We start from the raw sequence: 26121 nt of genomic DNA, 5'->3' as shown, positions 1-26121 counted from the left end.
AACCACGCTCCCAGACGAACCAGAGCCAATCACAATGTAGTCATAGCTGCTCATCCGGCCTCCCCTTCTCCCTCGAAGGGCAGTCTAGGGCCTGGGCGCGGCCGGGCTAGCGGTGCCCGGCCTATGGCGCGCAAAGGGCCGTCCTGTAGCACGGAAACCGCCTATGCCATCCATAGGCTTTCCCTATCCATTGGCATGCCGTGTTGAGCGGCCGCCCTTGCGGCGCTTTGCTGGCGCAACAGCAGCCGACACGGAAAGGATGAGGGGAATGGACAGGGTAAAGGGCAAGACGGTCCTGATCACCGGCGCCGGCAGCGGCATGGGCGCGGCCTCGGCCCGGCTTCTGGCCGACGAGGGGGCGAATGTCCTTGTCACCGACATTCGCGGCGATGCCGCCGAAACGGTGGCCGCCGGCATCCGCGACCGGGGCGGCGAGGCGCAGGGCCAGGTGCTGGACGTGACCCGGCCCGATCAATGGCAGGCGGCGGTCGAAAGGGCGCTGGCGCTGTGGGGCGGCATCGACGTCCTGGTGAACAATGCCGGCCTGCCGGGCGAGCCGATCAGCTGGGAAGAGGCCACGCTGGAGGGGCTGAACCGGATGATGGCGCTGAACATGGACAGCCAGTTCCTGGGCATCAAGGCGGTAACGCCGCATATGAAGCCGGGCAGTTCAATCGTCAATTTCTCATCCATCGCCGGGCTGGTCTGCTTTCCGAACCTGCATCCCGGCTATGGCGCCTCGAAGGGCGCCAACCGGCTGCTGTCGAAATGTGCCGCGGTGGATTTCGCGGCGCGCGGCATCCGGGTGAACTCGGTCCATCCCGGCCTGATCCGCACGCCGCAATCCGAGTATCTTTTCGACGATCCCGCCGTGGTCGAGGCGGTCCTGGCCAGGATTCCCCTTGGCCGCCCCGGCGCGCCCGAGGACGTGGCCAAGGTCGTCCTGTTCCTGGCCAGCGACGATTCCGCCTATATGACCGGCGCGGAACTGGTGGTCGATGGCGGCTATACCGCCATCTGACCGCCATCTGACCCCAGCGGCGGCGGCGGGCCGGCCGCATTCAGCCCTCGGCCGAGAAACGGGAATTGCGGTGCAGCATCAGCCCGCCATCGACCGGCCGCACCACGCCGCGGACGAAGTCCGACAGGCCGGAGGCCAGGACCAGAGCCGCGTCGGCGATGCAGCGCGGATGGCCGGTCATCGGCAGCGGCTGCATCCTGGCAAATTGCCGGCCTGCAGCACGCCCTGCCCCAGCTGGTGCTTTTCCCGCAGCGCCGACTTGACGGCACCCGGCACGATCACGTTGACCCGCGTGCCCTGGCCTCCCGGCCATCCGCGCCGCATGGCGGCCGATCTGGCAGACCGAGGCCTTGGCGATGGTATAGGCGCACCCCCACAGCCGCCGAGGTCAGGATGATCGCGCCCTTGCGCGCCTTCAGCGCCGGGGCGGCCACCTTGATCGCCAGCATGATCGCGGTTTGCAGCATCTCCATCGCCGCGTTCCATGCCTCGACGGAGGTCTCGTCCACGCCCTTGGCGCTGCCGATGGTGCCGGGGTTGTGATACATCACGTCGGGCCCGCCGAGCTCCGGCACCGCCAGATCGACGGCGGCCTGCATGCCGGCCTCGCGGCGCATGCCGCAGCGGATGAAGCGGACCTTGCCGCGCAGTTCAGCCTTGATGGCGCGGCCGGCCTCGTCCTGGATGTCGGCTACGACCACGCGGACGCCGTTCCCGACGAATTTCCGTGTCGCTTCCAGCCCGAAGCCCGCCGCGCCGCTGCCCGCGGAGATCGCAGCGTGCCGGCGTTCAGCCACAGCGAATTGTCCAGCGTGTAAAGCACATGGGTCAGCCCGGCCATGACCAGCGGATGCCGTTCCCGCCCGCCGGTCGGCATGTTCAGCAACGAGCCCAGCTGCGGGTCCGAGCCGGTATAGTCCAGCTCGACCCCATCCCCGCGGATGCGCAGGGTCAGGGCGATGCGGGCCGGCAGGCCGTCGGGCGCGTCCTCGTCGGCTCAATCGGCAAAGAAATAGTCGCCATCGGGGATAGTCGCCAGGATGCGGCGGACCTGCGCCTCGCGCCTGGTCCAGGATCTGCCCGACCCCGTCCAGGAAGGTCTTGGACCGAAGCGGCGGATGATCTCGGCCTTCATGTCCAGCTCGCGCGCGAGATAGCAGGCCAGCATTCCCCCCGCGCCGCCAAGGGCGAACAGGTAGAGCGCGGGCGGGTCGATGCCGAAGCGCGAGACCTCGGCATACATGGACAACGCGGAAATATCGACGATATGGCCGGCGACCTCCTCGACCGGGACACCCAGCCGCTCGGCCAGCGGCTGGATCGCCGCGCGGGCGGCCGCGTGATCCGCCGTCACCGCGCCATAGCCCAGGTCGCCATGGCCGATCAGGTTCTGCGCCGCCATCGCGTCGGTGATGGTGGGCCGCGTCCCGCCGCGCCCATAGCAGGCCGGGCCGGGGGTCGAGCCGGCGCTTTCCAGCCCGCCACACGCCAAGCGCATCCACCGAGGCGACCGAGTTGACCGCGACCGAGGGGATATGGATCTGGAAGTCGCCGATCAGCTCGCCCGTGCCATATTGCGGCTGGCCGTCCCAGATCACCGCCACATCCGCCGAGGTGTCTGCGATGTCGAGGCTGGGGACGCGCGGAAGGCCGCATTCCCCAGCCAGCCCGCGCCGATCACCCCCGAGGCGGTGCCCGACAGGATCATCTGCACGGGCTCGACCCGCGCCTGGCCGATGCCCCTGACGCCGCCGTTCGACTTGGTGATATGGGCGGGAACGGCAACGCTCTTGCCGGCCAGCGCCGCCTCGAAGCGGTCATGGCAATGCGCCACGCGCGGCTGCACATAGTCCGAGATCACCGCCGTTATCGTGCGCTCATACCCGCGGACCGGCCAGGTGCCCGATGAGGGGGCAACGGGCCTCTCGGGCGCCGTCTCGGCAAGCATGCGGCGACGGCGCGCTCGTTTTCCGGGTTGCGGCAGGCATGCAGGAAGGCCAGGACGATGCCCGCCGCCCGCGCCGCCGCCGACATCCACCCCGATGCGATAGCCCATTGCCCACTTCCTTTTGCCGTTTCGCGGCAGCCTGCCACGGCAAAGGCAGGCCGGGTCAATTCGATCTGGCATGGCATGCATGGCCATGGGTTATGGTTTCGGCACCGACATGTAGCATTCGGGATGCGGCACCGGGCGGAATCCGGCCCTTTCATGGACCGCATGGGCGTCGCGCGTGGCCAGCATCCAGGTCTGGACCCCGGCAAGCCCGGGGTGGGTCGGATCGCCCGCGCCAGCCAGCCGGCCCGCCCGCGGCCGCGGTGGTCGGGCAGCACGAAGACGTCGCGCAGATAGGAGAAGACGGTGTAATCCGTCACCAGCCGCGCAAAGCCCGTCATCGTCCCCTCCGGCGCGATCACCGCCATCGGCAGCGACCCGGCCAGGGCGCGTTCAAGCCGGTGCCGCTCTGCCGAGCTTTCCAGCTATCCCGCCCTGCCGCCGCCCCAAGGCGACGACCCGTCCCGCCTGCTGGCGCGGCTGACCGGGCAGGAGCCGCTGGGCTCGGTCAGCTACGGGACCGAGGCGGGGCTGTTCCACGCGGCCGGCATCCCTGCGATCATCTGCGGGCCCGGCAGCATCGCCCGCGCGCACCGCGCGGACGCGTTCATCCCGGTCGCAGAGCTTGACGCCTGCCGCCGAATGCTGCGGGGCCTGGCAGAGGAAATGTCCCGCCCAGCCCAGCCGTCGCCATGGCCGGGATCCGCGCGAGCCGCGGCGCGGGGGCTGGACCGGCAACGCCCTTGCCGGGCCCGGATATTGACAAAGCCGCGGACAGCAGGCAACGCAGGACGGCGCCGGGTGCAACGCCTGCAGCCGGCGGCACGATCCAGACGCGGACGGGCGGTCGTCCGGCGGATGCCCTGGCGGCCCTTGCAAGGTCGCAGCCCGGATCCAAGACGGGCCGGCCGGCACATGGCCCGATGCGGGCGATGCCGGGGGCGCCCCTCCCCCCAAAGCCCGAGGCCCCATGCCCTTCACCATCGCCATCGACGGACCCGCTGCATCGGGCAAGGGCACCATCGCGCGGGCGCTTGCCCGGCATTTCGGCTTTGCCCATCTCGACACCGGCCTGCTTTATCGCGCCGTCGGCGCCAAGGGCGGCGATCCGATCGCCGCGGCCCGCGGGCTGGCCCCCGAGGATCTGGCCCGCCCCGACCTGCGCAGCGCCGAGGCCGGGCAGGCCGCCAGCCGCGTCGCCGCGATCCCCGAGGTGCGCGCCGCGCTGGTCGAGTTCCAGCGCCGCTTCGCCCGCAGCCAGCCCGGCGCGGTGCTGGACGGGCGCGACATCGGCACGGTGATCTGCCCCGAGGCCGAGCTGAAGCTCTACGTCACCGCCAGCGACGAGATCCGCGCCCGCCGCCGTGCGCTGGAACTGGGCGCCGACGAGGCCCGGATCCTGGCCGAGCTGCGCGAGCGCGACGCCCGCGACGCCGCCCGCGCCGTGGCGCCGATGCGGCCGGCCGATGACGCGCTGCTGCTGGATACCAGCGAAATGACCATCGACGAGGCCGTGGCCCGGGCCATCGCCTGCGCCAGGGAGGCCGGCGCATGAGCCCGCGTTTCCAGCTGACCGACCTGCGCGTGCCGGTGATCCAGGCGCCGATGGCCGGCACCGCCACGCCGCATCTTGCCGCCGAGGTCAGCCTGGCCGGGGGGCTCGGCTCGCTGGGGCTGGGCGCCGCCAATGCCGCGCAGGCCGCCGCGATGATGGCCGAGACGCGGGCGCGGCTGGGCTCGGACCGCTATGGCGTCAACCTGTTCTGCCACCGTCCCGCCCAGGCCGATGCCGCGCGCGAAAAGGTCTGGCTCGACTATCTGGCGCCCGAGTTCCGCCGCGCCGGGGTCGAGCCTCCGGCCCGCATCACAGAGGTCTATCGCAGCTTCGTCGCCGATGACGACATGCTGCGCGCGGTGCTGGCGGCGCGGCCGGCGCTGGTCAGCTTTCACTTCGGCCTGCCGCCCGCCGGACACATCGCCGCGCTGCGCGACATGGGCGCGGCCCTGGCCGCGACCGCGACCTCGCGGGCCGAGGCGCGGGCGATCCGCGACGCGGGGCTGGACCTGATCGTGGCCCAGGGCCACGAGGCCGGCGGCCATCGCGGCATCTTCGACCCCGACGGCCCCGACGAATGCCTGCCGACCGCGGCGCTGCTGGCCGAGCTGCTGGACCTGGGCCTGCCGGTGATCGCGGCCGGGGGCATCATGGACGGCGCCGATGCGGCGCGCCACCTTGCCGCCGGGGCGGCGGCGGTGCAGATGGGCACCGCCTTCGTCGCCTGCCCGGAATCGGCGGCCAATGAGGCCTATCGCAGCCGGCTGGCCGCGGCGCAGCCGGGCGATGCGGTGATGACCCGCGCCATTTCGGGCCGTCCGGCGCGCGGGCTTGCCAACCGGCTGACCGCGCTTGGCGAGGCACCCGAGGCCCCGCCGCTGCCGGATTACCCCATCACCTACGACGCGGCCAAGCGGCTTCATGCGGCGGCGGGGGGTTCGGACTACGCGGCGCAATGGGCGGGAACCCAGGCGCCGCGCGCCCGGCCGATGCCCGCCGCGGACCTGCTGGCGCTGCTGGGGCGCGAGATTTGCGCGCATCTGCCGGGCCTCGGCGCTTGCCAGGACGGCCGATGAGCGCTATATCCCGCCCGTCAAGGTAAGCGATGGGGCCAGAACAGGCCGCTTCAACAGGGTCGGGCGCATGCCGCGACCCTTTGCGCTTATCCCGGCATCTACAAAGAGACCGGCGGAGCCAACCGCATGGCCAGCAATGATCGAAAAGGAAACTGGATCTATATGTGCGCTAAAGCGACCATGGAGGAATTCGAGGCCCTCCTGAACGAAAGCCTCGCCATCGACACGCCCGAAGAGGGCTCGGTCGTCAAGGGCAAGGTCATCGCCATCGAGGCGGGCCAGGCCATCATCGACGTCGGCTACAAGATGGAAGGCCGCGTCGATCTGAAAGAATTCGCCAACCCCGGCGAAGCCCCCGCCATCGCGGTCGGCGATGAGGTCGAGGTCTATCTCGACCGCGTCGAGAACGCCCGCGGCGAAGCCTCGATCTCGCGCGAGAAAGCCCGCCGCGAAGAGGCCTGGGACCGCCTGGAGAAAGCCTATGCCGCGGAAGAGCGCGTCGAAGGCGCCATCTTCGGCCGCGTCAAGGGCGGCTTCACCGTCGACCTGGGCGGCGCCGTGGCCTTCCTGCCCGGTTCGCAGGTCGATGTGCGCCCCGTGCGCGACGCCGGCCCGCTGATGGGCCTGAAGCAGCCCTTCCAGATCCTCAAGATGGATCGCCGCCGCGGCAATATCGTCGTGTCGCGCCGCGCCATCCTGGAAGAGAGCCGCGCCGAGCAGCGCGCCGAGGTCATCGCCAACCTGTCGGAAGGCCAGACCGTCGAGGGCGTGGTCAAGAACATCACCGAATACGGCGCCTTCGTCGATCTGGGCGGTGTTGACGGCCTGCTGCACGTCACCGACATGGCCTGGCGCCGCGTCAACCACCCGTCCGAGATCCTGTCGATCGGCGAGACCGTCAAGGTCCAGGTCGTCAAGATCAACAAGGACACCCACCGCATCAGCCTGGGCATGAAGCAGCTTCAGGCCGACCCGTGGGATACCGTGGCCGACAAGTTCCCGATCGGCTCGGTCCATACCGGCCGCGTGACCAACATCACCGACTACGGCGCCTTCGTGGAGCTGGAAGCCGGCGTCGAGGGCCTGGTCCACGTCTCGGAAATGAGCTGGACCAAGAAGAACGTCCACCCCGGCAAGATCGTCTCGACCTCGCAGGAAGTCGACGTCATGGTGCTGGAGATCGACGAGGCCAAGCGCCGCGTGTCGCTGGGTCTGAAACAGACCATGCGCAACCCGTGGGAAGTCTTTGCCGAGACCCATCCCGTCGGCACCGTCATCGAGGGCGAAGTCAAGAACATCACCGAATTCGGTCTGTTCGTCGGCCTGGAAGGCGACATCGACGGCATGGTCCACCTGTCGGACATCAGCTGGGATACCCGCGGCGAGGAAGCCATCCAGGACTTCCGCAAGGGCGATGTGGTGAAAGCCGTCGTCCAGGAAGTCGACATCGACAAGGAGCGCATCTCGCTGTCGATCAAGGCGCTTGAAAACGACGCGATGGCCGAGGCCGTCGAGGGCGTCAAGCGCGGCTCGGTCATCACCGTCACCGTGACGGCGATCGAGGATGGCGGCATCGAGGTCGAATACAACGGCATGAAGAGCTTCATCCGCCGTTCCGACCTGGCCCGCGACCGCCAGGACCAGCGCCCCGAGCGCTTCCAGGTCGGCGACCATGTCGACGTCCGCGTGACCAACATCGACACCAAGACCCGCCGCCTGGGCCTGTCGATCAAGGCGCGCGAGATCGCCGAGGAAAAGGAAGCCGTGGAACAGTATGGCAGCTCGGATTCGGGCGCCTCGCTGGGCGACATCCTGGGCGCCGCGCTCAAGGGCCGCGGCTGAGCCAGCGATCGGCTGAACTTCGCGCCCCCGGTTCCGGCCGGGGGCGCTTTTCGTTGCGCAGTTCCGCCGATTGAACCATAAAGGCTTGAAAAGCGCGGCAACCAAACCGCCGGCCATGCGTTCTGTCGTTGAATGCCGCGCCGCCAGCCCTATGATCGCGCGACAGGAATTGTTGGAACACCAGATTCAGGAACCGCAATGATCCGATCCGAACTGATCCAGAAAATCTCCGAGGAAAACCCGCATCTGTTCCAGCGCGATGTCGAGCGGATCGTGAACACCGTTTTCGAAGAGATCATCGACGCCATGGCGCGCGGCGACCGGGTGGAACTGCGCGGCTTCGGCGCCTTCTCGGTGAAAAAGCGCGACGCGCGCCAGGGCCGCAACCCCCGCACCGGCGAGACCGTCAGCGTGGACGAAAAGCATGTGCCCTTCTTCAAGACCGGCAAGCTGTTGCGCGAACGGTTGAACGGCCTCGACGAATAGGCCAGATTGCCGGCGTCAATCTTTGCGGGGTTCAGGCGATGCGCACGATCCGGGTCTTCTTCCTTGTCATTCTGGCCATCGTGCTGATGCTGCTGGCGGCGGCGAATCGCCAGCTCGTCACCGTCAGCCTGGTGCCCGAGGCGCTGGCGCAATTCGCCGGCGGGCGCTGGTCGCTGACCATGCCGGCCTTCGTGGCGCTGTTCCTGGCCATGGTCTTCGGCGTGCTGGTCGGCCTGGTCTGGGAATGGCTGCGCGAATCGCATCTGCGCGCCGAATCCAGCCGCCGCGCGCATGACCTGGCGCAGCTGCAGCGCGAGGTCGGCGACCTGCGCCGCACCCATGCCGCGCCGCGCGACGACGTGCTGGCGATCCTGGACGAATCGGGGCGCAAGCCGGCCGTCCCGGCGGGCTCCGGCTCGACCCTGCCGGCACCGCGCTGATCCCATGGCCGTCTCCGTCAAGATCTGCGGCCTGACCGAGGCCGCCGGCCTTGCCGCGGCCGTCGAGGCCGGCGCGCGCTATGTCGGCTTCGTCTTCTTCCCGAAATCCCCCCGCCATGTGACGCCCGAGACGGCGGCCGAGCTTGCCGCGCAGGTGCCGCTGGGCGTGGCCAAGGTCGGGCTCTTCGTCGATCCCGACGACGCGGCGCTGGAGGCGGTCCTCGCCCGCGTGCCCCTGGACCTGATCCAGCTGCACGGCGCCGAGACGCCCGCCCGCGTGGCCGAGGTCAAGGCACGCAGCGGCCTGCCGGTGATGAAGGCGGTGGGCATTGCCGATCCGCAGGATCTCGATCAGCTCTGGGACTACGGCCTGGTGGCCGATATGCTGCTGATCGACGCAAAACCGCCCAAGGACGCGCCCCTGCCCGGCGGCAACGGCCTGGCCTTCGACTGGCGGCTGCTGGCCGGGCGGCAGATCCTCAAGCCCTGGCTGCTGGCCGGCGGCCTGACGCCCGAAAACGTGGCCGAGGCGATCCGCCTGACCCGCGCCCCCGGCATCGACGTCTCCTCCGGGGTCGAAAGCGCGCCGGGCATCAAGGATCCGCAGCGCATCCGCAGCTTCATCGCCCGCGCCACGGCCCCGATCCTGTGACCGCCGTCGCCTTCCGCGAGGCCCGGCGCGACGAGGTCGCCGCCGTCCTGGCCCTCCTGCGCGACGACATGCTGGGCCAGGCGCGGGAGGCAGGCGACCTCGCCCCCTATCTCGCCGCCTGGGACGCCATGCAGGCCGAGGCCGCAAACCACCTGGTCGTCGGCCTGCTGGGCGGCGAGGTGATCGCCTGCTACCAGATCACCGTCATCTCCGGCCTGTCGCTCCGCGCCGCCCGCCGCGCCCAGATCGAGGGCGTGCGCGTCCGCCCCGACCTGCGCGGCCGGGGCATCGGCGCGGCGCTGATCCGCGACGCCGAATCCCGCGCCCGCGCGGCCGGCTGCACGCTCCTGCAATTCACCACCAACCGCAGCCGCACAGAGGCGCATCGCTTCTACGACAGGCTCGGCTTTACCCCTTCCCATATCGGATATAAGAAATCCCTCTGACGGGGCTTCTCTGTTGCCCAAATACCCACCCGACCGCGCGCGAGGAAAGCCATGGCCGAAGACCTCATCAACAGCTTCATGACCGGCCCGGACGAACAGGGCCGCTTCGGCATCTTCGGCGGCCGCTTCGTCAGCGAGACGCTGATGCCGCTGATCCTCGACCTCCAGGCGGAATACGACCGCGCCAAGGACGACCCCGCCTTCTGGGCCGAGATGGACGATCTCTGGAAACATTACGTGGGCCGCCCCAGCCCGCTCTATTTCGCCCCACGCCTGACCGAGGAGCTGGGCGGCGCGAAGATCTACCTCAAGCGCGAAGAGCTGAACCATACCGGCAGCCACAAGATCAACAACGTGCTGGGCCAGATCCTGCTGGCGCGCCGCATGGGCAAGACCCGCATCATCGCCGAGACCGGCGCCGGCCAGCATGGCGTGGCGACGGCCACGGTCTGCGCCCGCTTCGGGCTGAAATGCATCGTCTACATGGGGGCGCATGACGTCGAGCGCCAGGCGCCGAACGTCTTCCGCATGCGGCTGCTGGGCGCCGAGGTGGTGCCCGTCACCTCGGGCCGCGGCACGCTCAAGGACGCGATGAACGACGCGCTGCGCGACTGGGTGACGAACGTCCGCGACACCTTCTACTGCATCGGCACGGTGGCCGGCCCGCATCCCTATCCCGCGATGGTGCGCGACTTCCAATGCATCATCGGCCGCGAGACCCGCCGCCAACTGGCCGAGCAGGAGGGCGAGGGGCGGCTGCCCGACAGCGTGGTCGCGGCCATCGGCGGCGGCTCGAACGCCATGGGGCTGTTCCACCCCTTCCTCGACGATCCTTCGGTCCGCATCATCGGCGTCGAGGCCGGCGGCAAGGGCGTGGACGAGCGCATGCAGCATTGCGCCAGCCTGACCGGCGGCCGCCCCGGCGTGCTGCACGGCAACCGCACCTATCTGCTGCAGGACGACGAGGGCCAGATCCTGGAAGGGCATTCGATCAGCGCCGGGCTCGACTATCCCGGCATCGGCCCGGAACATGCCTGGCTCAAGGAACAGGGCCGGGCCGAATATGTCAGCGTGACCGATGACGAGGCGCTGGCGGCCTTCCAGACCCTCTGCCGGCTCGAAGGCATCATCCCGGCGCTGGAACCCAGCCACGCGCTGGCCCATGTCGTCAAGATCGCGCCGGACTTGCCGCGCGACCACATCATGGTGGTGAACCTGTCGGGCCGCGGCGACAAGGACATCTTCACCGTCGCCAAGCACCTGGGCGTCGACATCCGCACCTGAGCGCGAAAGGCGCGCGCTATTTCGCGGCGCGCGCCTCGGCCACCAGCTCGGCCAGGTCGTCCTTGGCCAGATAGCCGAAGATCGCCCGCTCGCCGGCGACGAAGCTGGGCGTGCCGACCAGCCCGATCTCGTCGGCCAGCGCCAGCGATTCCTCGATCCGCCGGGTGATCTCGGGCGCCTGCATGTCGCGCTGCAGCCGCGCCACGTCCAGCCCGACCTCGCGGGCGACGCGCAGCAACGACGCCTTCTCGGCCTTGCCGCGCATCGCCATCAGCGCGCGGTGGAACTCGGGATACTTGCCCTGCGGCTGGGCGGCCAGCGCCGCCTCGGCGGCAAAGCGCGAGCCCTCGCCGAAGATCGGGATCTCATGCACCACCAGCCTCACGCCGGGATCCGATTGCAGCAGCGCCGCCACCTCCGGCGCGCTCTTGCGGCAAAAGCCGCAATTGTAGTCCGAGAACTCGACCAGCACCGCATCGCCCCCGGCATTGCCCATCACCGGCAGGCCGGGACCGTCGAACACCGCCCGCTTGATCGCCGCGACCTCGGCCGGGCTGCGGTCCTGCGCCGCGACCGGCGCCAGGGGCAGGACGCAAAGCAGCGTCAGGGCGATTGCGGCAAGGGGGCGGCGCATGGCAAGAATCCTTTCCTGTGGCCCGACCTGAAAGCCATCGCCATGGCCACAGGTCAAGCCGCAGCACATGACAATCCCGTGGGAGGGCTGCATGGAACCAGACCTGTTCGGAACCCGCCGCGACGAACCCCTCGGCCCCGGCGCCATGATCCTGCGCGGTTTCGCGCCCGGCCCAGCCATGGTCGAAGAGGTCGCGCGCATCGCCGGCCTCTCGCCCTTCCGGCAGATGCAGACGCCCGGCGGGCGCATGATCGGCGTCGAGATGACGAATTGCGGCGCGCTCGGCTGGGTCAGCGACCGGCGCGGCTATCGCTACGAGCCGCTGGACCCGCTGACCGGCCGGCCCTGGCCCGAGATGCCGCAGCGCTTCCGGCAGTTGGCACAAGAGGCCGCGGCGCGCGCGGGCTTCCCCGATTTCCGGCCCGATGCCTGCCTGGTCAACCGCTACGTGCCGGGGGTCAAGATGGGCCTGCACCAGGACCGCGACGAGGCCGACATGGCCGCGCCCATCGTCTCGGTCTCGCTGGGCCTGCCCACGACCTTCCAGTTCGGCGGTCCCCGGCGCGGCGACCCGGTCGCGAAACACGCGCTGACCCACGGCGACGTGGTGGTCTGGGGCGGTCCGGCGCGGCTGAACTGGCACGGCATCCTGACGCTCAAGCCGGGCGAGCATCCGCTGACCGGCGCCGCCCGCATCAACCTGACCTTCCGCCGCGCCCGCTGACCGGCTTTCTCCGTTTTCCAAATACCCCGGGGGAAGCCGCGCAGCGGCTGGGGGCAGAGCCCCCCTCCTACTTCCAGATCGGCGCGTGCCGGTTCACGTCCTTGTAGAGCAGATAGCGGAAATTCCCCGGCCCGCCGGCATAGCAGCATTGCGGGCAAAAGGCGCGCAGCCACATGAAATCGCCGGGGCCCACCTCGACCCAGTCGCGGTTCAGCCGATAGACCGCCTTGCCCTCGATGACGAACAGCCCATGCTCCATCACATGCGTCTCGGCAAAGGGGATCGAGCCGCCCGGCTTGAAGGTCACGATGGTGATATGCATGTCGTGGCGCATGTCCGCCGGGTCCATGAAGCGGGTGGTGGCCCAGCTGTCATTGGTCTCGGGCATCGGGATCGGGGCGATGTCGCGCTCGTTGGCGACGATCACCTCGGGCTTTTCCAGCCCCTCGACCGCCTGCCAGCGCTTGCGCCACCAGTGGAAGCGCGAGGTCTCGGCACCATTGCGCACCGACCAGGCCATGCCGGCGGGGATATAGGCAAAGCCGCCGGGCACCAGTTCATGCGCCTTGCCGTCGATGGTCAGCGTGACCGCGCCCTCGGTGACGAAGATCGCGGCCTGCACGCCCGCGTCGTCCTCGGGCCGGTCCGAGCCGCCCTGCGGCGCCAGCTCGACGATATACTGGCTGAAGGTCTCGGCAAAGCCCGAGAGCGGCCGGGCGATCATCCACATCCGCATCCCCGTCCAGCCCGGCAGGAAGCTGGTGACGATGTCGCGCATCGTGCTGGCGGGGATGACGGCATAGGCCTCGGTGAAGGTGGCCGTGTCGGTGGACAGGTCGGTCTGCGGCGGCAGGCCGGCGAAAGGCCCGGCATAGGTCGGGGTCTTGGCGGTCATGTCAGGTCTCCGTTGCGCCGGGGTCTCTCTGGCCCGGATCGTGGCTGGCAAACCCCGCCCGCGACCAACGGCGGGCGGGGCCGGGGCTCAGGCATCGCCCAGCATCTGCTGCAGGCGCAGTGCGCCGATGCGGCTGACCTGGCGCTCGGCCTCGGCGCGCTCGGTCGCGCTGTCGTTGTCGAGGCGCCGGCGCATGGCGGCCATGATCCCCGGCTTGTCGTGGTCACGCACGGCGATGATGAAGGGGAAGCCGTGCTTTTCCACATAGGCCGTGTTCAGGCGGTCGAACTCGGCGCGCTCGGCATCGGTCAGGCTGTCGAGCCCGGCGCTGGCCTGTTCGGCGGTGCTGTCGGCGGTCAGGCGCTTGGCCGCGGCCAGCTTGCCGGCCAGGTCCGGGTGCGCCAGCAGCACGCCCAGCCGCTCGTCGTCGCTGGCCGCGCGGAAGACCTGCGCCATGCGCGCGGCAAGCCCGGCGGCGGTGTCGTGGATCGCGCCCATCTCACCCTCCCAGACGCGCTCGGCGATCCAGGGTGAATGCTCGTAGATGCCGCCGAATTTCTCGACGAACGCCTCGCGGTCCATCTGCGAGGGGCGCTGCCTGGGCTGCCAGGGATGCGTCCGCGCCCAGTGCCGCGCGATGTCGAGCCGGGTGGCGAACCAGACCCCCTCGTGGCTGCGGGCATGGTCGAGGAAGCGCTTGATCGCCATGGCCCGGCCCGGCCGGCCCGCGAGGCGGCAGTGCAGGCCGATAGACATCATCTTGGGCGCGCCGGCCTCTCCCTCGGCATAAAGCACGTCGAAGCTGTCGCGCAGGTAGTCGAAGAACTCGACCCCGGTGCCGAAGCCCTGGCCCGAGGAAAAGCGCATGTCGTTGGCGTCCATCGTATAGGGCACCATCAGCTGCGGCTTGCCGTCGTGGACATGCCAATAGGGCAGGTCGTCGGCGATGGTGTCGGCCAGGTATTCGAATCCGCCCTCCTCGCAGCCCAGAGCCACCGTGTTCATCGAGGTGCGGCCCTGGTAGAAGCCGCGCGGCCGCTCGCCGGTGACGCGGGTGTGCAGCTCGACCGCGCGGGCGATATGCTCGGCCTCGACCTCGCGCGGGATGTCGCGGTAGTCGATCCATTTCAGGCCGTGGGTGGCGATCTCCCAGCCGGCGGCCTGCATGGCGGCGACCTGTTCGGGCGCGCGCTCCAGCGCGGTCGCGACGCCGTAGACGGTCACGGGCACGTCGCTGAGCAGCCGGTGGAGCCGCCAGAACCCCGCCCGCGCGCCATAGTCATAGATCGATTCCATGTTCCAGTGGCGCTGGCCGGGCCAGGGCTGGCAGCCGATGATCTCGGACAGGAAGGCTTCCGAGGCGGCGTCGCCATGCTCGATGCTGTTTTCGCCGCCTTCCTCGTAGTTGATGACGATCTGCACCGCGATCCGGGCATCGCCGGGCCATTTGGGATCGGGCGTATGCTCGCCATAACCGATCATGTCGCGGCTGTATCGCATCGCTTGCTTCCTTTCCTGATTTCTGGCTGACTAGCACTCATCACCCTGCCGGCCCCGCAGGCAACCCGAGAATTTCTATAAACAGAGCCAAGTTTTTCTTGAAAATGGCTGTTTATTAACGTCCCGTTGAAACTCTGTCGCCAGACCCTGCATTCTCGTTGAAGATGCCTGGGCATAATCTGGCCAGCATGGCGGGCAAACCGCCAATGGGAGGAATCATGCCAGACAAGCAATCCGGCCTGACGGCCAGCGGCGCCAGCATCAGTCCAGGGGAAGGAACCGTGCTCGACAAGCGCTTCGGCCTGACGGCCCATGGCACCAGCGCCAGAACCGAGGTGATCGCGGGGATAACCACCTTCCTGACGATGGCCTACATCATCTTCGTGAACCCCGAGATCCTGTCCTCGACCGGCATGGATCGCAACGCGGTCTTCGTCGCGACCTGCCTGGCCGCGGCGCTGGGATCGGCGATCATGGCGCTTTGGGCCAACTGGCCCATCGGCATGGCGCCCGGCATGGGGCTGAACGCCTTTTTCGCCTTCACCGTGGTCGGCGCGCTGGGGTTCACCTGGCAACAGGCGCTGGGAGCGGTGTTCATCTCGGGCCTGGTGTTCCTGTTCCTGTCGGTGACGGGCATCCGGCGCTGGCTGATCGCGGGCATCCCCACATCCATGCGCAGCGCCATCGCGGCCGGCATCGGCATGTTCCTGGGGCTGATCGCGCTGAAGAACTCGGGCATCGTGGTGGACAACCCGGCGACGCTGGTCGGCCTGGGCGACCTGACCCAGACCGGCACGCTGCTGGCCATCGCCGGCTTCTTCATCATCGCGGCGCTGGATGCGCTGAAGGTGCGCGGCTCGATCCTGATCGGCATCCTGGTCATCACCGTCGTCTCGATCGCCATCGGCGCCAGCCCCTTTGCCGGGGTGATCTCGATGCCGCCCTCGATCATGCCGACCTTCATGCAACTCGACATCGCCGGGGCGCTGACCGTCGGCATCTTCCACGTGATCCTGGTCATGGTGCTGGTCGAGGTCTTCGACGCCACCGGCACGCTGATCGGCGTGGCCAAGCGCGCCGGCCTGCTGACCGAGGGGCCGACCCATACCAACAAGAACCTGGGCCGGGCGCTGATGGCGGATTCGACGGCGATCCTGGCCGGCTCGATGCTGGGCACCAGCTCGACCACCGCCTATGTCGAAAGCGCCTCGGGCGTGCAGGCGGGCGGGCGCACCGGGCTGACCGCGCTGGTCGTGGCGGGTCTGTTCCTGCTGGCGGTGTTCTTTGCGCCGCTGGCAGGCTCGGTCCCGGCCTATGCCACCGGACCGGCGCTGCTTTACGTCGCCTGCCTGATGGTGCGCGAGTTCGAGGAGATCCAGTGGAGCGACGTCACCGAAAGCGCGCCCGCCGTGCTGACGGCGCTGATGATGCCCTTCACCTATTCCATCGCCAATGGCCTGGCCTTCGGTTTCGTGAGCTATGCCGCGATCAAGCTGGCGACCGGCCGCGCGCGCGAGGTGCATGCCGCGACCTGGATCGTCGCCGCGCTGTTCGTGATCCGGTTTGCCTTCTTCATGGAGTGATCTGCGCCAAGGCCGGGGGTCTGTCTGCCCCCCGGACCCCCCGAGGATATTTGGACAAGGAAGAATGGAACTTGCCGGGTCGGCCGGGATTCCGGCCGGAGGCCATTGCCTGGGCCGCGTGATCGCGCATCGCAAGCCGGGCCATCGCAAGCCGGGGCGCGGGATGCGCATCCGGCCGTTGCGTTTCTGGCCGGGTTTCCGCGGGATCCCCGGCAGGCCGGCTGCCGCGGCCCGGCATGGCTTGGCTTGGTCGCGTCGGGTGAACGGGGCGAGGAAAGCGGCCAGGGAATTTTCCCGTCCGGCGCGGCTTGGCTTGGCTTGGTTTTCGTCGCCGTCGGCTGCGCGTGCCCCCTGTCCGATTCGAACGGACGACCTACCGCTTACAAGGCGGTTGCTCTGGCCAGCTGAGCTAAGAGGGCGACGCCCGGACTGTTTAAACGACCAGCGCCTTTCGGGCAAGTGAGTCCGCCGCGCCGGGAAGATGATAGGCCGCAGCACAGCCAGGAGTGCAGATGCAGCCGACCGTCTGTCGCCCGGTGCCTGCCCGCCGATTCGACGAAGGCCAGGCGGCGCGGAGGGAGGCCAATGCCTGGGACGCAGGCGCGCGATGCCGCAGGGCACAGGGCACAGGGCACAGGGCACAGGGCACAGGGCACAGGGCACAGGGCACAGGGCACAGGGCACAGGGCACAGGGCACAGCCTGCGATAGGCAGCTACTGAACGCAAGGCGACCCTCGCCTGGCCGGGACAGCATCCATTCTACCGCGGGACAGGTCTTGGGAAGGATGGCCCCGAGGCGTCGCTGACTTGCCATTCGCCCTTGGGGAATCACCACCATCGTAGCCGAGGGCGGGGCAGTTCGCGCTGCCGCATGGCGAGGGCCGATGCTGCCCCGCTTGCCCGCGCGCCCTTGCCACGGTCACGGGGGACGGCCATCGGGGGTGGCGACCATGCGCACCGTCTCGACCAGCCGCACCGGGTCGAGCGGATAGGGCAGCCAACCCGCCGCCCCGGCATTGCGGGCGCGGGCCTTCAGCTGCGGCGTGGCCGAAACGGCCATGACCAGGATCGGGATATCGCGCAGGCGGGCCTGGCGCCGCACCGCCTCGATGAAGCCGAAACCGCAGATCCGCCGCATGTTGATCCCCGTCAGGATCACGTCGACGGAAGCGGTCCTGAGCAGCGCCAGCCCCTCGGCGCCGTCGCAGGATCGCTGCACCGCCATCCCCGCCGCCTCCAACGCAGCGACGGCGGCTTCGCGCAATTCGCCGCGGGGATGCTGGACCAGCACCGTCAGCGCCATCGCCGCCCCCAGGCGACCGGGCCAGGCCGTCCTTTTCCTTCCGCAGCGATCATCCGCCCCCTCCGATTCAGCCGGTTTCGCGCAGGATCGCGCAGAAAGATTGAATTTCGGTTGACGCGGCCGGGGCGGAAGGCCATCTGTCCCGAATTGCCGCGAAACCGGCCCATTTCCTGTCGCCGGGGCTTGCATTCCGGGCGGAAAAGGACTATTTCGCGCGCACTTCACAGGCGGGGTCGGGCCCCGGAGGGAGACATCCTTCGACGGTCCACCGGTTGGGGCAAGCCCCTGAAAGCCCCGCCAAGGCGCAAACCGGAAAGGACATGGACATGGCGCTTCCCGAATTCTCCATGCGTCAGCTGCTTGAAGCTGGCGTTCATTACGGCCACCAGACCCAGCGCTGGAACCCCCGCATGGCCGAGTTCATCTATGGTGAACGCAACGGCATCCACATCGTCGACCTGACCCAGACCGTGCCGATGCTGGACGCGGCGCTGCAGGTGGTGCGCGACACCGTCGCCAAGGGCGGCCGCGTGCTGTTCGTCGGCACCAAGCGCCAGGCGCAGAAAGCCGTCGCCGACGCGGCCGAGCGTTCGGCACAGTTCTACATGAACCACCGCTGGCTGGGCGGCACGCTGACCAACTGGAAGACCGTCTCGCAGTCGATCCAGCGCCTGAAGGCGCTTGACGAGACGCTGGGTTCGGGCGCCGAGGGCCTGACCAAGAAGGAACGGCTGCAGATGGAGCGCGAGCAGGCCAAGCTGCAAGCCTCGCTGGGCGGCATCCGCGAGATGGGCGGCCTGCCCGACCTGCTGTTCGTCATCGACGTGAACAAGGAAGACCTGGCCATCGCCGAGGCGAAGAAGCTGGGCATCCCGGTGGTCGCCGTGGTCGACACCAACTGCTCGCCCAAGGGCGTGGACTATGTCATCCCCGGCAACGACGACGCCGCCCGCGCCATCGCGCTTTACTGCGACCTGATCAGCCGCGCCGCGCTGGACGGCATGACCGCGCAGATGGGCGCTGCCGGCGTGGACCTGGGCGCGCTGGAAGCCAGCGTCGAGGAAGAGCTGGCCGGCGAGACCGCTGAGGAAGCCGCCGAAGCCTGATCGGCGCCGGTCCCAAGCGGGCCGCGACAGGTTTACGGAACATTCATCAGGCGGGGATAAACCCCGCCTGACGCATTGAAAAGCAAGGAGACTCTCGATGGCTATCACCGCTGCTATGGTGAAAGACCTGCGCGAAACCACCGGCGCGGGCATGATGGACGCCAAGAAGGCGCTGACCGAAACCAATGGCGACATGGAAGCCGCCGTCGACTGGCTGCGCACCAAGGGTCTGGCCAAGGCCGCCAAGAAATCGGGCCGCGTCGCCGCCGAGGGCCTGGTGGGCGTCGCCGTCCGCGCCGGCCGCGGGGTCGCCGTCGAACTGAACTCGGAAACCGATTTCGTCGCCAAGAACGCCGATTTCCAGCAGCTCGTGCGCGAGATCACCAATGTCGCGCTGGACGCTGCCACCGATGTCGAGGTGCTGAAGGCCACGCATCTGAACGGCCGCCCGGTCGAGGACGTGCTGACCGACGCCATCGCCCGCATCGGCGAGAACATGACCCTGCGCCGGATGCACGCGCTGGAAGGCGACACCATCGTCTCTTACGTGCATAACGCCGCTGCCGAGGGCATGGGCAAGATCGGCGTGCTGGTCGCGCTGAAGGGCGATGCCGCCAAGGCGCAGGAGATCGGCAAGCAGATCGCCATGCATATCGCGGCGACCAACCCGGCCTCGCTGTCGGAAGCCGACCTGGACCCCTCGCTGGTCGAGCGCGAGAAGTCGGTGCTGACCGAGCAGGCCCGCGAATCGGGCAAGCCCGAGGCGGTGATCGAGAAGATGATCGAAGGCCGGATGAAGAAGTTCTTCGAGGAAGTGACCCTGCTGGGCCAGAAATTCGTCATCAACCCCGACGTGACCGTGGCCCAGGCCGCGCAAGAGGCCGGCGTCGAAGTGACCGGCTATGCCCGCGTCGTGGTCGGCGAAGGCATCGAGAAGAAGGAAGAGGATTTCGCCGCCGAGGTCGCCAAGACCCGCGCCGGCGCCTGATTCTCGCCAGACCCGGATTACGGACGCCGGCCCCCTTTTGGGCCGGCGTTTCGCATTCCGCGACGGCATCGGGCCGAGGCTGTGTGAAAACTCCAATTCTGAAAATTTACGAAGAACAGTTTCCTTAGAAATACATTCACGGCGGCCCGCTTTAGAACAAAGTCTCTCTGCAAGGCCAGCAGGCGAACATTGTTCCGTGCCCGACCATGCTCGACTGAGTTTCCACACAGCCTCGGCCGCAATGCGTCAGCCGGCGCAGATCTGGTCGCGCGCCGACAGCCCCGGCGCGCCGTCTCGGGCGGGCGAGGGATGCCCGCCCTGTCCGGGGCCATGCGGCTCGGCGGTGGAGTTGAAGATCTGCCTGCGGCTGGCGGCCAGCAGGATCGCCTGCGCCGTGGTCTTGGCCCCCAGCGCCTTGCGCGCCAGCCGCAGATGCTTTTCCACCGTGGCCGGCGTGACGTCCAGGATCTCGGCGATTTCCTGGGTGGTGCGGCCGACCGAGATGCATTCCAGCACCTCGCGCTGGCGCAGGGTCAGCACGCATTCCTGCTCGGCATGGGGCAGGGTCGAGATGCGCAGATGCGCCAGCCGGCTCAGCGCCTCGACAAGCCGGCCGTGCTGCGCCCAAAGCGCGTCCAGCCGGTCCTGCCGCATGCCGATCGCGCCGCCGAGGATCACGCCAGCGCGCACCCGCTCCACATCGTCGCCCATGCCGACCGCATAGCCCGCGACATGGCCGTAGCGGGCGAAAGCATCGGCCGCGCGCTCTTCCTGCGGCGTCAGCCGCCCGGCCAGGCGGAGCCGCCGCATCCAGTCCCAGCTTTCGCTGCCCCTGTTATGGGTCAGCCAGCGGTGCATCGGCAGGCTTTCAAGCAGGTCCAGCGCGGCAAGCTCCTGCATCAGGCGCGGCGGGTAACTGGACAGCAGGACGCGGTCCTCCAGCATCCGGTCGCACGAGGCCTCCAGGATCCGCACCGCATGATAGGAAATGTTGGGAAAACCCAGTTCGGTCAGGCGCGCAACGTAATGCTGCCAGACCTCTTGCGCCGAACGGGCCCCCAGGATGACTTCGATGTCATTCAGCATTTCCATATTATACCAAGCTCTTTCGAAAATATTTAAGAATAAATTTGCACCATAACGGATAGCTTTGAAACATTATTGCCAAGAACCGCAAAGGATCAATGCATCACGCGCAAACCGAACGGTTACGTAAGGTCAACATGATTAACCCTGGCCGTGAAACCCGTTGTTCGTCATGGAAAATCTTCCGTCCGCCGATGAAATGGCCACGCCATCACCACGATTTTTGCCGCAGGATTCGCCATATCGCGCCATTTTCGCGACACGTCATGATTGCATGATTGAATAAATTTCCACCTTTGCATGAAAATCGCGCGGCTCGGTGCCAGGGCGGGGGGAATCCGGGCCACTCGTCGACGCGGTGTCGTTGGAAGCCCGCGCCGGGACATTCATGAAAACCCGCCGCTGCCGCAGAATCAGCCATGCCGCGGTGCCGGTTCCCCGGCCGGCAATTGCAGCCGATCTTGCGCTTTCGCACCGGCCCGCCGCATTCCGCAAGCCGGGAAACCGCCCGGTCAGGGGGTAAGGAATTCGATTCCGGGCAGGGCGGCGATCTCGGCCATGTCGGCGTCATAGGCGGCGGTGATGCGATCGACCATCTGCTGGGTCCAGCCGGGCAGGTTCAGCTCGACCTCGATCTGCTCGGGCTGGCCATATGCCTCCAGGGCGGCGGCAAAGATGCGGCGGCGGCTTGCGACGGTCAGCCGTTCTTCCTGCGCCAGCGCGTCGCGGATCATGCGGATGCCGTCCGGGTGCAGGATGTCGCCCAGGATCTGCAATCCGGCCTTGAGCGGCACGTCGGCGGGCATGGTCGCGATGCGGCGCACCACCTCGGGCCAGATCAGCGAGGTGTCCTCGTGGCACCAGACCACCAGGCGCCGGCCCGGCAGCGCGGCCTGGATGCGCCGCAGCGCCGGCCCCCAGCGCAGCGCCTCGGGATCGACGCCGTCCATCAGCTCGGCATAGCTGCCGCTGCCCTCCTGCGACAGGACGAACGGGACCAGCGTGGCCGGGTTCTTCAGCGCGATGAAGAACTCGACCTCGGCGCTGGGAAACAGGTTGGCCAGCGCCGCCATCTTCTCGCCGGCGGTGACGTAAAGCCCCTCGGGCGAGATGGCCCGCGTCGCCCGGCCAAGAAAGCTGGGCGTGCTGCAAATGATACGGCGCGGATCGTCCGAATCCAGGATCGCATCCAGCATCACCTGCTCCATCGCCTTGGTGGCGGGGCCACCGCGCAGCGCGCTCAGCGCCTCGTTGAAGATCTCGCCATGCCGGTTCGGGGTGACGGGCTCGATCCCGTTGCGCAGCAGCCAGTCGCGGTTCTGCAACAGCGTCTTGACCATGCGATAGAGGTCCGTTCCGTGAACCCCGCAATGAAAGACCACCTGCATACCCGCAACCCCCGACTCGTTTGGGCGCACAGTAACCAGCAATGCGCGCGCAGAAAACCTCATGGTTGAGCGACGCCTGTGCCGATCCCGCGCCCCGCGCCCACCGTCCATGCCCGGCCATCTTGCGACGCGCCGCCGCGGCGCGGAACAGCAGGACCGGATCGCAGCTGAGGCGCGGCATGCGGCATGGCCGGAGCGCGATCATCCGCCCCGATCATCCAGGCGCGGATCAGCCGCCGGGATCGGTCCACAGTACCACCCTGCCCTTGCCGGCCAACTTCGCCTGGTAAAGCGCCGCATCCGCCATCTCGAACAGCTGGTGCTGGTGGGTGATGCGCCTGTTGCCGGACACCGCGACGCCCATGCTGGCCGTGATCCGGCACGGATAGGTTTTCGCGGCCATGATCTGGTGGATCATCCGGGTGCAGACGTTCATCGCATCCTCCTCCGGCCTGTCGGAGAAGATCAGGATCAGGAACTCGTCCCCGCCGATGCGGCAGACCCGGTCGCCGGAACGCACCCCCGAGGCCAGGACCGATGCCACCGTGACCAGGACGCGGTCGCCGGCGGCATGGCCGAATCGGTCGTTGACCTCCTTGAAATGGTCGAGATCCAGGTGGACCAGCGCAAAGGGATTGCGGTTGCGCGCCTCGAATGCCTTGGAAAACACGACGTCGAAGCCACGCCTGTTCAGCAGCCCGGTCAGCGGATCGGTGATCGACAGGATCTGCGCGCTTTCGCGGGCGCCCTCCAGGCTGGTGTTGACGCGCGACAGTTCCAGCAGCGCCGCGCGGTTCGCCTCGTGCAGGAACAGGAATTCCATGGCCAGGTCGGACGGCGGAAAATCGGAATCGTTCAATTCGAATTTCTGCACTGCCGAGGAAAGATATATGCCGAAGCCCAGGTTGAGCATGGCCATGTCCGGCGACAGATGCACGCCATGCCCGCGCAGGGAAACGCCGCCATGGTCGCGCAGCTGCAAAAAGACCCGCCTGCCGCAGCCAAGCTGGGGAAACAGCTCCTCGAAACGGATGCGGTGGCCCAGGTTGTTGGCGGGAATGAAGGCGTCCTCCAGGCGGGACGCGCTGCCCAATACCTTGGCAAGCGTCTTGCCGCGCGACACCATCACGCCGGCGCGATCCACCATGAGATGCATCGGCATCAGCTCCGACAGGGTGCGAATGTCTATCACGGCGTCTTTCAAATCTGCGCTCGCTTGGGGGAAAGCTCGAAGCCCCGCTTGCTGGAGTAATCAGGCAGGACGACATCTATGTCGATGCGGTCCCGGACGACCGAAATGACGGCAAGCGAGCCATAGTCGTCCGCCATCACCCGCAGCATGCCGGCCAGGACGCGCATCAGGCCCGGCTGGTGCGGCTCGGCGATGATCCGGTAGCGTCCCGGCGCGTCGGACAGGACCGTGAATCCGGGAAACTCCAGGTCGGGGATCACCAGGTGGATGCGGCCCGGCAATTCACGCAGCGATTCGACGAATTCCTGGAAATTCGCGCCGCCGAACCGCAACAGCCGGCGGATCTGCTCCTGCCGGCTCAGCCATGCCCCGACATCCTCGAGCAGCTCGCCCACCGATTTGTCGAGCCGCCGGGCCGAGGCGAGGACGATGGCATGGGTGATGCTGTCCGGGCTGCTTTCCCAGGTCAGGAACCCGTCGGGGTGGACATCGGCTTCGGCGGCGACCTGCTGCCAGGTCGCGCTGCCATAGGTGTTGCGCAGGAACGCCTCGATACAGCGATTGACCAGACCATGCATTTGCTTCGACCCCATGCGGATTGCGTCAGTGCCAGAGTCGGCGGATGCCCGGCCGGTCGACGGAAACGTATCTGGGGCCGGAAGGCTCCAGGAATATCGCCACCGCGCCGTGTTTCCGCAGATAGGGCGGATCGAGAACCAGGCATTCGCCCAGGGCGGCGGGGCTGGGGGAAAGGGCGGCGTTCGCGACCAGGATGCCGCCTTCGCGGCATTGGCCGCGGGCATCCTCGCGCGTGGCCCTGCCGGTCAGGTGGCGGATGCGAAGCCGGATCCCGCCTCGGTCGAGTTCCGCCCAGCGATTCGCGGGCGGGCCCTGCCACAGCGGGCGCGCCGCGGCACCGGCCTGATCGGCGGCGTCGCCATCGGCCTTGAGCCAGCTCTCTACCGCGAAGCTGCCGCCGCCGGGCTTCGAAGGCACCCTGCCCGCGGGGGTCAGCACCGCCACCGCGTCGCCCTGGGCCGAAACCAGGATGTCAGGGCGTGTCGCACCCAGCCACAGCACCCCCGCCGCCGCCAACAGGGCGATGCCCGTGCCCCGGCGCAAAAGCGGCAGGGGACCGCGCGCGCCCGCGGGCTGCGCACCGGGCAAAAGCAGCATGGCGCCCACGGCCATCAGCGGCAGGACGGCGCGCGGCGCGACGGGAAACAGCGTGACCGCCCCGCCCAGGTCCGAGATCCATTGCGCGACCGCCAGCATCCAGCCGGTTCCCAGCCCCATCAGCCACAGGGCCGGTTGCGCCAAGCCCAGCGGAGCCAGCAGCGCGGCGAAGACCCCGCCCGGCATCACCAGCGCGCCGACGACGGGCACGACCAGCATGTTGGCCAGCAGGCCGTATTGCGTCATCCGCCCGAAATGCGCCGCGGCGATGGGGGCCGTCACCATGCCGGCCACGAAGGAGGACAGAAACAGCATCAGGACCGGCCGGGCCCACCAGGGCAGCCGCGGTGACAGCCTTGCCCATGGCTCCTGCATCAGGATCAGCGCGACCGTGGCGGCAAAGCTCATCTGGAAGCCGGCCTCGGTCAGCGCTTCGGGGTTCAGCACCAGCACGATGCCGGCGGCGACGGCGACGGTGCGCAGCGACACCGCGCGCCGGTCGGCGATGATCGCAAGCAGCATCACCGCCACCATGATGAAGGCGCGCTCGGTCGCGACGCCGCCGCCCGAAAGCCACAGATACAGCGCCGAGGCGCCAAGCGCCCCCGCCGCCGCCAGCTTGTGGACCGGCACCGCCCGCACCCCGCCCAGCCCCTGCGCCGCCACGCCGCCCAGCCGCAACGCGGCATAGACGAAGCCGGCCAGCATGCTCATGTGCAGCCCCGAGATCGACACGATGTGGTAAAGATTCGAATCGCGCATGATCTGGTTGGTCTGCTCGGCGATGCCGGAACGGTCGCCGGTCATCAGCGCGGCCGAGACCGCCCCCGCCTGGCCGCCGATCCGCTCCTGCATGGCCTGGGACAGCGACATGCGGATACGGTGCAGCGCCAGCATTCCGCCATCGGCCGGCGGCTCGACCGTCATCACCGGCGCGCGGGCATAGCCCACCGCGCCCAGGCGTTCGAACCAGGCCAGGCGGCGGAAGTCGAAGCCGCCCGGCTCGGACGGGCCGGCGGGCGGACCCAGATGCGCGGTCAGCATCACGCGCTGGCCGGGCACCGGCAGTTCCTGCGGCTCCATCAGCGAGATCCGCACCCGCGCCGGCGTGCGGCCGGGCGCGACCTCGTGCAGCCCGACCTGGTCGAGCAGCAGCCGCATCCGGTCGCGCGACGAGCGGTCGATGCCCACGACCCGCCCCTCGACCGGGCCGTAATAGCGGAAATCCAGCACCGGGGCGGCGACCAGATGCGCCCGGACCCCGGCGAGCCCCGCCCCCAGCACCACCAGCAAGGCTGCGAAGGCGGCCAGCCGCAGCCGGTCCGCCCAGGCCCAGCCCAGCCTGCCGGACCCGGCCAGCCGCATCGCCCCGGTCGGCAGCAGCAGGCAGGCGACCCCGGCCAGGACCAGCCCGGCATGGAAGCCCGGCCCCGGTTCCCGCGGCAGCAGGAACCAGCCGCCGATGCCCAGCGCAAGCCAGAAGGGCATCCAGGGCAGCAGCCCCGCGCGAATGCCGACCGACGGCCGCAGCCCGGCCGCCGCCTGCCGCCCGCCGCGCGGCGCCAGGGCCGGCAGCCGCGTTTGCAAAGCATTCACCGATTCCGTCACCAAAACTTGTCCTTGCCGTGGCACTTGCTTATCTGTGGCGCCAAGATTGGCATGCCGACCTTTCGAAAGGATTAACGGGCAT

General features: G+C 68.6%; 25 protein-coding genes, 1 tRNA gene and 2 pseudogenes. 13 read left to right on the top strand and 15 right to left on the bottom strand.

Annotation, left to right across the window (positions count from 1 at the left end):
• Positions 1-268: 268 nt before the first annotated feature.
• Positions 269-1021, top strand: coding sequence for an SDR family NAD(P)-dependent oxidoreductase (locus FE811_RS06705; protein ID WP_116220596.1), 753 nt, complete (start codon positions 269-271; stop codon positions 1019-1021).
• Positions 1022-1061: 40 nt separating this feature from the next.
• On the opposite strand, the pseudogene FE811_RS06695 reads toward FE811_RS06705, so the two are convergent.
• The 5 genes and pseudogenes from FE811_RS06695 to FE811_RS28690 form a co-directional block, all read right to left on the bottom strand.
• Positions 1062-1722 (bottom strand): annotated as a pseudogene (locus FE811_RS06695) (SDR family oxidoreductase).
• Positions 1713-1943, bottom strand: coding sequence for a hypothetical protein (locus FE811_RS27860; RefSeq protein WP_244295111.1), 231 nt, complete (start codon positions 1941-1943; stop codon positions 1713-1715). Before FE811_RS27860 ends, FE811_RS06695 begins: the two are co-directional and overlap by 10 nt.
• A 75-nt stretch (positions 1944-2018) precedes the next feature.
• On the bottom strand, positions 2019-2519 hold the full coding sequence (locus FE811_RS27855) for a hydantoinase/oxoprolinase family protein (RefSeq protein ID WP_208861508.1): 501 nt from the start codon (positions 2517-2519) through the stop codon (positions 2019-2021).
• A 96-nt stretch (positions 2520-2615) separates the two neighbouring features.
• Entirely contained in the window at positions 2616-3077 is a 462-nt protein-coding gene (locus tag FE811_RS06685; protein ID WP_166435376.1) for a hydantoinase/oxoprolinase family protein, read from the bottom strand.
• A gap of 284 nt (positions 3078-3361) precedes the next feature.
• A pseudogene (locus FE811_RS28690) lies at positions 3362-3415 on the bottom strand (GNAT family N-acetyltransferase); the annotation flags it as partial.
• Between the two features lie 629 nt (positions 3416-4044).
• On the opposite strand from FE811_RS28690, the gene FE811_RS06670 reads away from it, so the two are divergent.
• From FE811_RS06670 to trpB, 8 genes are all read left to right on the top strand, one after another.
• Positions 4045-4629, top strand: coding sequence for a d(CMP) kinase (locus FE811_RS06670; protein WP_114538056.1), 585 nt, complete (start codon positions 4045-4047; stop codon positions 4627-4629).
• Positions 4626-5705 carry a nitronate monooxygenase family protein gene (locus tag FE811_RS06665; protein ID WP_116220591.1) on the top strand — a complete coding sequence of 360 codons (1080 nt, stop codon included), beginning with the start codon at positions 4626-4628 and terminating at the stop codon, positions 5703-5705. The genes FE811_RS06670 and FE811_RS06665 overlap by 4 nt, the downstream gene beginning before the upstream one ends.
• Before the next feature lie 162 nt (positions 5706-5867).
• On the top strand, positions 5868-7547 hold the full coding sequence (gene rpsA / locus FE811_RS06660; protein WP_036756438.1) for a 30S ribosomal protein S1: 1680 nt from the start codon (positions 5868-5870) through the stop codon (positions 7545-7547).
• 198 nt (positions 7548-7745) lie between these two features.
• The gene (gene ihfB / locus FE811_RS06655; protein ID WP_011750022.1) at positions 7746-8033 is read left to right on the top strand and encodes an integration host factor subunit beta; all 288 of its coding nucleotides are present in this window, start codon (positions 7746-7748) and stop codon (positions 8031-8033) included.
• 38 nt (positions 8034-8071) lie between these two features.
• The gene (locus FE811_RS06650) at positions 8072-8473 is read left to right on the top strand and encodes a LapA family protein (RefSeq protein ID WP_116220590.1); all 402 of its coding nucleotides are present in this window, start codon (positions 8072-8074) and stop codon (positions 8471-8473) included.
• A gap of 4 nt (positions 8474-8477) precedes the next feature.
• A complete protein-coding gene (locus tag FE811_RS06645; RefSeq protein ID WP_116220589.1) occupies positions 8478-9125 on the top strand; it encodes a phosphoribosylanthranilate isomerase in 648 nt (215 codons plus the stop codon).
• Entirely contained in the window at positions 9122-9571 is a 450-nt protein-coding gene (locus tag FE811_RS06640) for a GNAT family N-acetyltransferase (protein WP_036756428.1), read from the top strand. The genes FE811_RS06645 and FE811_RS06640 overlap by 4 nt, the downstream gene beginning before the upstream one ends.
• Before the next feature lie 51 nt (positions 9572-9622).
• A complete protein-coding gene (gene trpB, locus FE811_RS06635) occupies positions 9623-10855 on the top strand; it encodes a tryptophan synthase subunit beta (protein ID WP_116220588.1) in 1233 nt (410 codons plus the stop codon).
• Positions 10856-10871: 16 nt separating this feature from the next.
• Here trpB and FE811_RS06630 read toward each other — a convergent pair whose 3' ends face one another.
• Entirely contained in the window at positions 10872-11489 is a 618-nt protein-coding gene (locus FE811_RS06630) for a DsbA family protein (protein WP_116220587.1), read from the bottom strand.
• A gap of 91 nt (positions 11490-11580) precedes the next feature.
• Between FE811_RS06630 and alkB the strand changes: the two genes are divergently transcribed.
• A complete protein-coding gene (gene alkB, locus FE811_RS06625; RefSeq protein ID WP_181180831.1) occupies positions 11581-12213 on the top strand; it encodes a DNA oxidative demethylase AlkB in 633 nt (210 codons plus the stop codon).
• 67 nt (positions 12214-12280) lie between these two features.
• On the opposite strand, the gene FE811_RS06620 is transcribed toward alkB, so the two are convergent.
• Together FE811_RS06620 and puuE are read right to left on the bottom strand one after the other, a co-directional pair.
• A complete protein-coding gene (locus FE811_RS06620; RefSeq protein ID WP_036756418.1) occupies positions 12281-13108 on the bottom strand; it encodes a bifunctional allantoicase/(S)-ureidoglycine aminohydrolase in 828 nt (275 codons plus the stop codon).
• Positions 13109-13195: 87 nt separating this feature from the next.
• Complete coding sequence (gene puuE, locus FE811_RS06615) at positions 13196-14608, bottom strand: allantoinase PuuE (RefSeq protein WP_116220585.1); 1413 nt, start codon at positions 14606-14608, stop codon at positions 13196-13198.
• A gap of 218 nt (positions 14609-14826) precedes the next feature.
• Here puuE and FE811_RS06610 point away from each other — a divergent pair, with 218 nt between their 5' ends.
• Positions 14827-16191, top strand: coding sequence for an NCS2 family permease (locus FE811_RS06610; RefSeq protein WP_208861507.1), 1365 nt, complete (start codon positions 14827-14829; stop codon positions 16189-16191).
• 345 nt (positions 16192-16536) lie between these two features.
• On the opposite strand, the gene FE811_RS06605 is transcribed toward FE811_RS06610, so the two are convergent.
• Both FE811_RS06605 and FE811_RS06600 read right to left on the bottom strand, forming a co-directional pair.
• Positions 16537-16610, bottom strand: a tRNA-Thr gene (locus FE811_RS06605).
• A gap of 501 nt (positions 16611-17111) precedes the next feature.
• Positions 17112-17495 (bottom strand): response regulator, encoded by a 384-nt coding sequence (locus FE811_RS06600; protein WP_114538047.1) that lies wholly within the window; start codon positions 17493-17495, stop codon positions 17112-17114.
• 320 nt (positions 17496-17815) lie between these two features.
• On the opposite strand from FE811_RS06600, the gene rpsB reads away from it, so the two are divergent.
• On the top strand, positions 17816-18601 hold the full coding sequence (rpsB, locus tag FE811_RS06595; protein ID WP_116220584.1) for a 30S ribosomal protein S2: 786 nt from the start codon (positions 17816-17818) through the stop codon (positions 18599-18601).
• Positions 18602-18698: 97 nt separating this feature from the next.
• Complete coding sequence (gene tsf, locus FE811_RS06590; protein WP_036756409.1) at positions 18699-19589, top strand: translation elongation factor Ts; 891 nt, start codon at positions 18699-18701, stop codon at positions 19587-19589.
• Positions 19590-19835: 246 nt separating this feature from the next.
• On the opposite strand, the gene FE811_RS06585 is transcribed toward tsf, so the two are convergent.
• The 5 genes from FE811_RS06585 to FE811_RS06565 form a co-directional block, all read right to left on the bottom strand.
• Positions 19836-20681 carry a LuxR family transcriptional regulator gene (locus FE811_RS06585; protein WP_116220583.1) on the bottom strand — a complete coding sequence of 282 codons (846 nt, stop codon included), beginning with the start codon at positions 20679-20681 and terminating at the stop codon, positions 19836-19838.
• 506 nt (positions 20682-21187) lie between these two features.
• Positions 21188-22015 carry a hypothetical protein gene (locus tag FE811_RS06580; protein ID WP_243700233.1) on the bottom strand — a complete coding sequence of 276 codons (828 nt, stop codon included), beginning with the start codon at positions 22013-22015 and terminating at the stop codon, positions 21188-21190.
• Positions 22016-22292: 277 nt separating this feature from the next.
• Positions 22293-23255 (bottom strand): GGDEF domain-containing protein, encoded by a 963-nt coding sequence (locus FE811_RS06575; RefSeq protein ID WP_036756457.1) that lies wholly within the window; start codon positions 23253-23255, stop codon positions 22293-22295.
• An 8-nt stretch (positions 23256-23263) separates the two neighbouring features.
• On the bottom strand, positions 23264-23833 hold the full coding sequence (locus FE811_RS06570) for a heme NO-binding domain-containing protein (RefSeq protein WP_036756456.1): 570 nt from the start codon (positions 23831-23833) through the stop codon (positions 23264-23266).
• 25 nt (positions 23834-23858) lie between these two features.
• A complete protein-coding gene (locus FE811_RS06565; protein WP_244294851.1) occupies positions 23859-26039 on the bottom strand; it encodes a ComEC/Rec2 family competence protein in 2181 nt (726 codons plus the stop codon).
• Between the last annotated feature and the right edge of the window lie 82 nt (positions 26040-26121).

This window comes from Paracoccus sp. FO-3 (assembly GCF_006386455.1).
Classification (GTDB): domain Bacteria; phylum Pseudomonadota; class Alphaproteobacteria; order Rhodobacterales; family Rhodobacteraceae; genus Paracoccus; species Paracoccus versutus.
The sequence above is the reverse complement of the archived record's forward strand: the minus strand, read 5'-3'. Positions and strand labels throughout refer to the sequence as shown.

What these genes read in the sequence shown, in the direction of transcription:
- FE811_RS06705 (WP_116220596.1), top strand. Translation starts at nt 269, where the DNA reads ATGGACAGGGTAAAGGGCAAGACGGTCCTGATCACCGGCGCCGGCAGC.
- FE811_RS27855 (WP_208861508.1), bottom strand. Translation starts at nt 2,519, where the DNA reads ATGCGCTTGGCGTGTGGCGGGCTGGAAAGCGCCGGCTCGACCCCCGGC.
- FE811_RS06685 (WP_166435376.1), bottom strand. Translation starts at nt 3,077, where the DNA reads ATGGGCTATCGCATCGGGGTGGATGTCGGCGGCGGCGCGGGCGGCGGG.
- FE811_RS06670 (WP_114538056.1), top strand. Translation starts at nt 4,045, where the DNA reads ATGCCCTTCACCATCGCCATCGACGGACCCGCTGCATCGGGCAAGGGC.
- FE811_RS06665 (WP_116220591.1), top strand. Translation starts at nt 4,626, where the DNA reads ATGAGCCCGCGTTTCCAGCTGACCGACCTGCGCGTGCCGGTGATCCAG.
- rpsA (WP_036756438.1), top strand. Translation starts at nt 5,868, where the DNA reads ATGTGCGCTAAAGCGACCATGGAGGAATTCGAGGCCCTCCTGAACGAA.
- ihfB (WP_011750022.1), top strand. Translation starts at nt 7,746, where the DNA reads ATGATCCGATCCGAACTGATCCAGAAAATCTCCGAGGAAAACCCGCAT.
- FE811_RS06650 (WP_116220590.1), top strand. Translation starts at nt 8,072, where the DNA reads ATGCGCACGATCCGGGTCTTCTTCCTTGTCATTCTGGCCATCGTGCTG.
- FE811_RS06645 (WP_116220589.1), top strand. Translation starts at nt 8,478, where the DNA reads ATGGCCGTCTCCGTCAAGATCTGCGGCCTGACCGAGGCCGCCGGCCTT.
- trpB (WP_116220588.1), top strand. Translation starts at nt 9,623, where the DNA reads ATGGCCGAAGACCTCATCAACAGCTTCATGACCGGCCCGGACGAACAG.
- FE811_RS06630 (WP_116220587.1), bottom strand. Translation starts at nt 11,489, where the DNA reads ATGCGCCGCCCCCTTGCCGCAATCGCCCTGACGCTGCTTTGCGTCCTG.
- alkB (WP_181180831.1), top strand. Translation starts at nt 11,581, where the DNA reads ATGGAACCAGACCTGTTCGGAACCCGCCGCGACGAACCCCTCGGCCCC.
- FE811_RS06620 (WP_036756418.1), bottom strand. Translation starts at nt 13,108, where the DNA reads ATGACCGCCAAGACCCCGACCTATGCCGGGCCTTTCGCCGGCCTGCCG.
- puuE (WP_116220585.1), bottom strand. Translation starts at nt 14,608, where the DNA reads ATGCGATACAGCCGCGACATGATCGGTTATGGCGAGCATACGCCCGAT.
- FE811_RS06610 (WP_208861507.1), top strand. Translation starts at nt 14,827, where the DNA reads ATGCCAGACAAGCAATCCGGCCTGACGGCCAGCGGCGCCAGCATCAGT.
- FE811_RS06600 (WP_114538047.1), bottom strand. Translation starts at nt 17,495, where the DNA reads ATGGCGCTGACGGTGCTGGTCCAGCATCCCCGCGGCGAATTGCGCGAA.
- rpsB (WP_116220584.1), top strand. Translation starts at nt 17,816, where the DNA reads ATGGACATGGCGCTTCCCGAATTCTCCATGCGTCAGCTGCTTGAAGCT.
- tsf (WP_036756409.1), top strand. Translation starts at nt 18,699, where the DNA reads ATGGCTATCACCGCTGCTATGGTGAAAGACCTGCGCGAAACCACCGGC.
- FE811_RS06585 (WP_116220583.1), bottom strand. Translation starts at nt 20,681, where the DNA reads ATGGAAATGCTGAATGACATCGAAGTCATCCTGGGGGCCCGTTCGGCG.
- FE811_RS06580 (WP_243700233.1), bottom strand. Translation starts at nt 22,015, where the DNA reads ATGGTCAAGACGCTGTTGCAGAACCGCGACTGGCTGCTGCGCAACGGG.
- FE811_RS06570 (WP_036756456.1), bottom strand. Translation starts at nt 23,833, where the DNA reads ATGCATGGTCTGGTCAATCGCTGTATCGAGGCGTTCCTGCGCAACACC.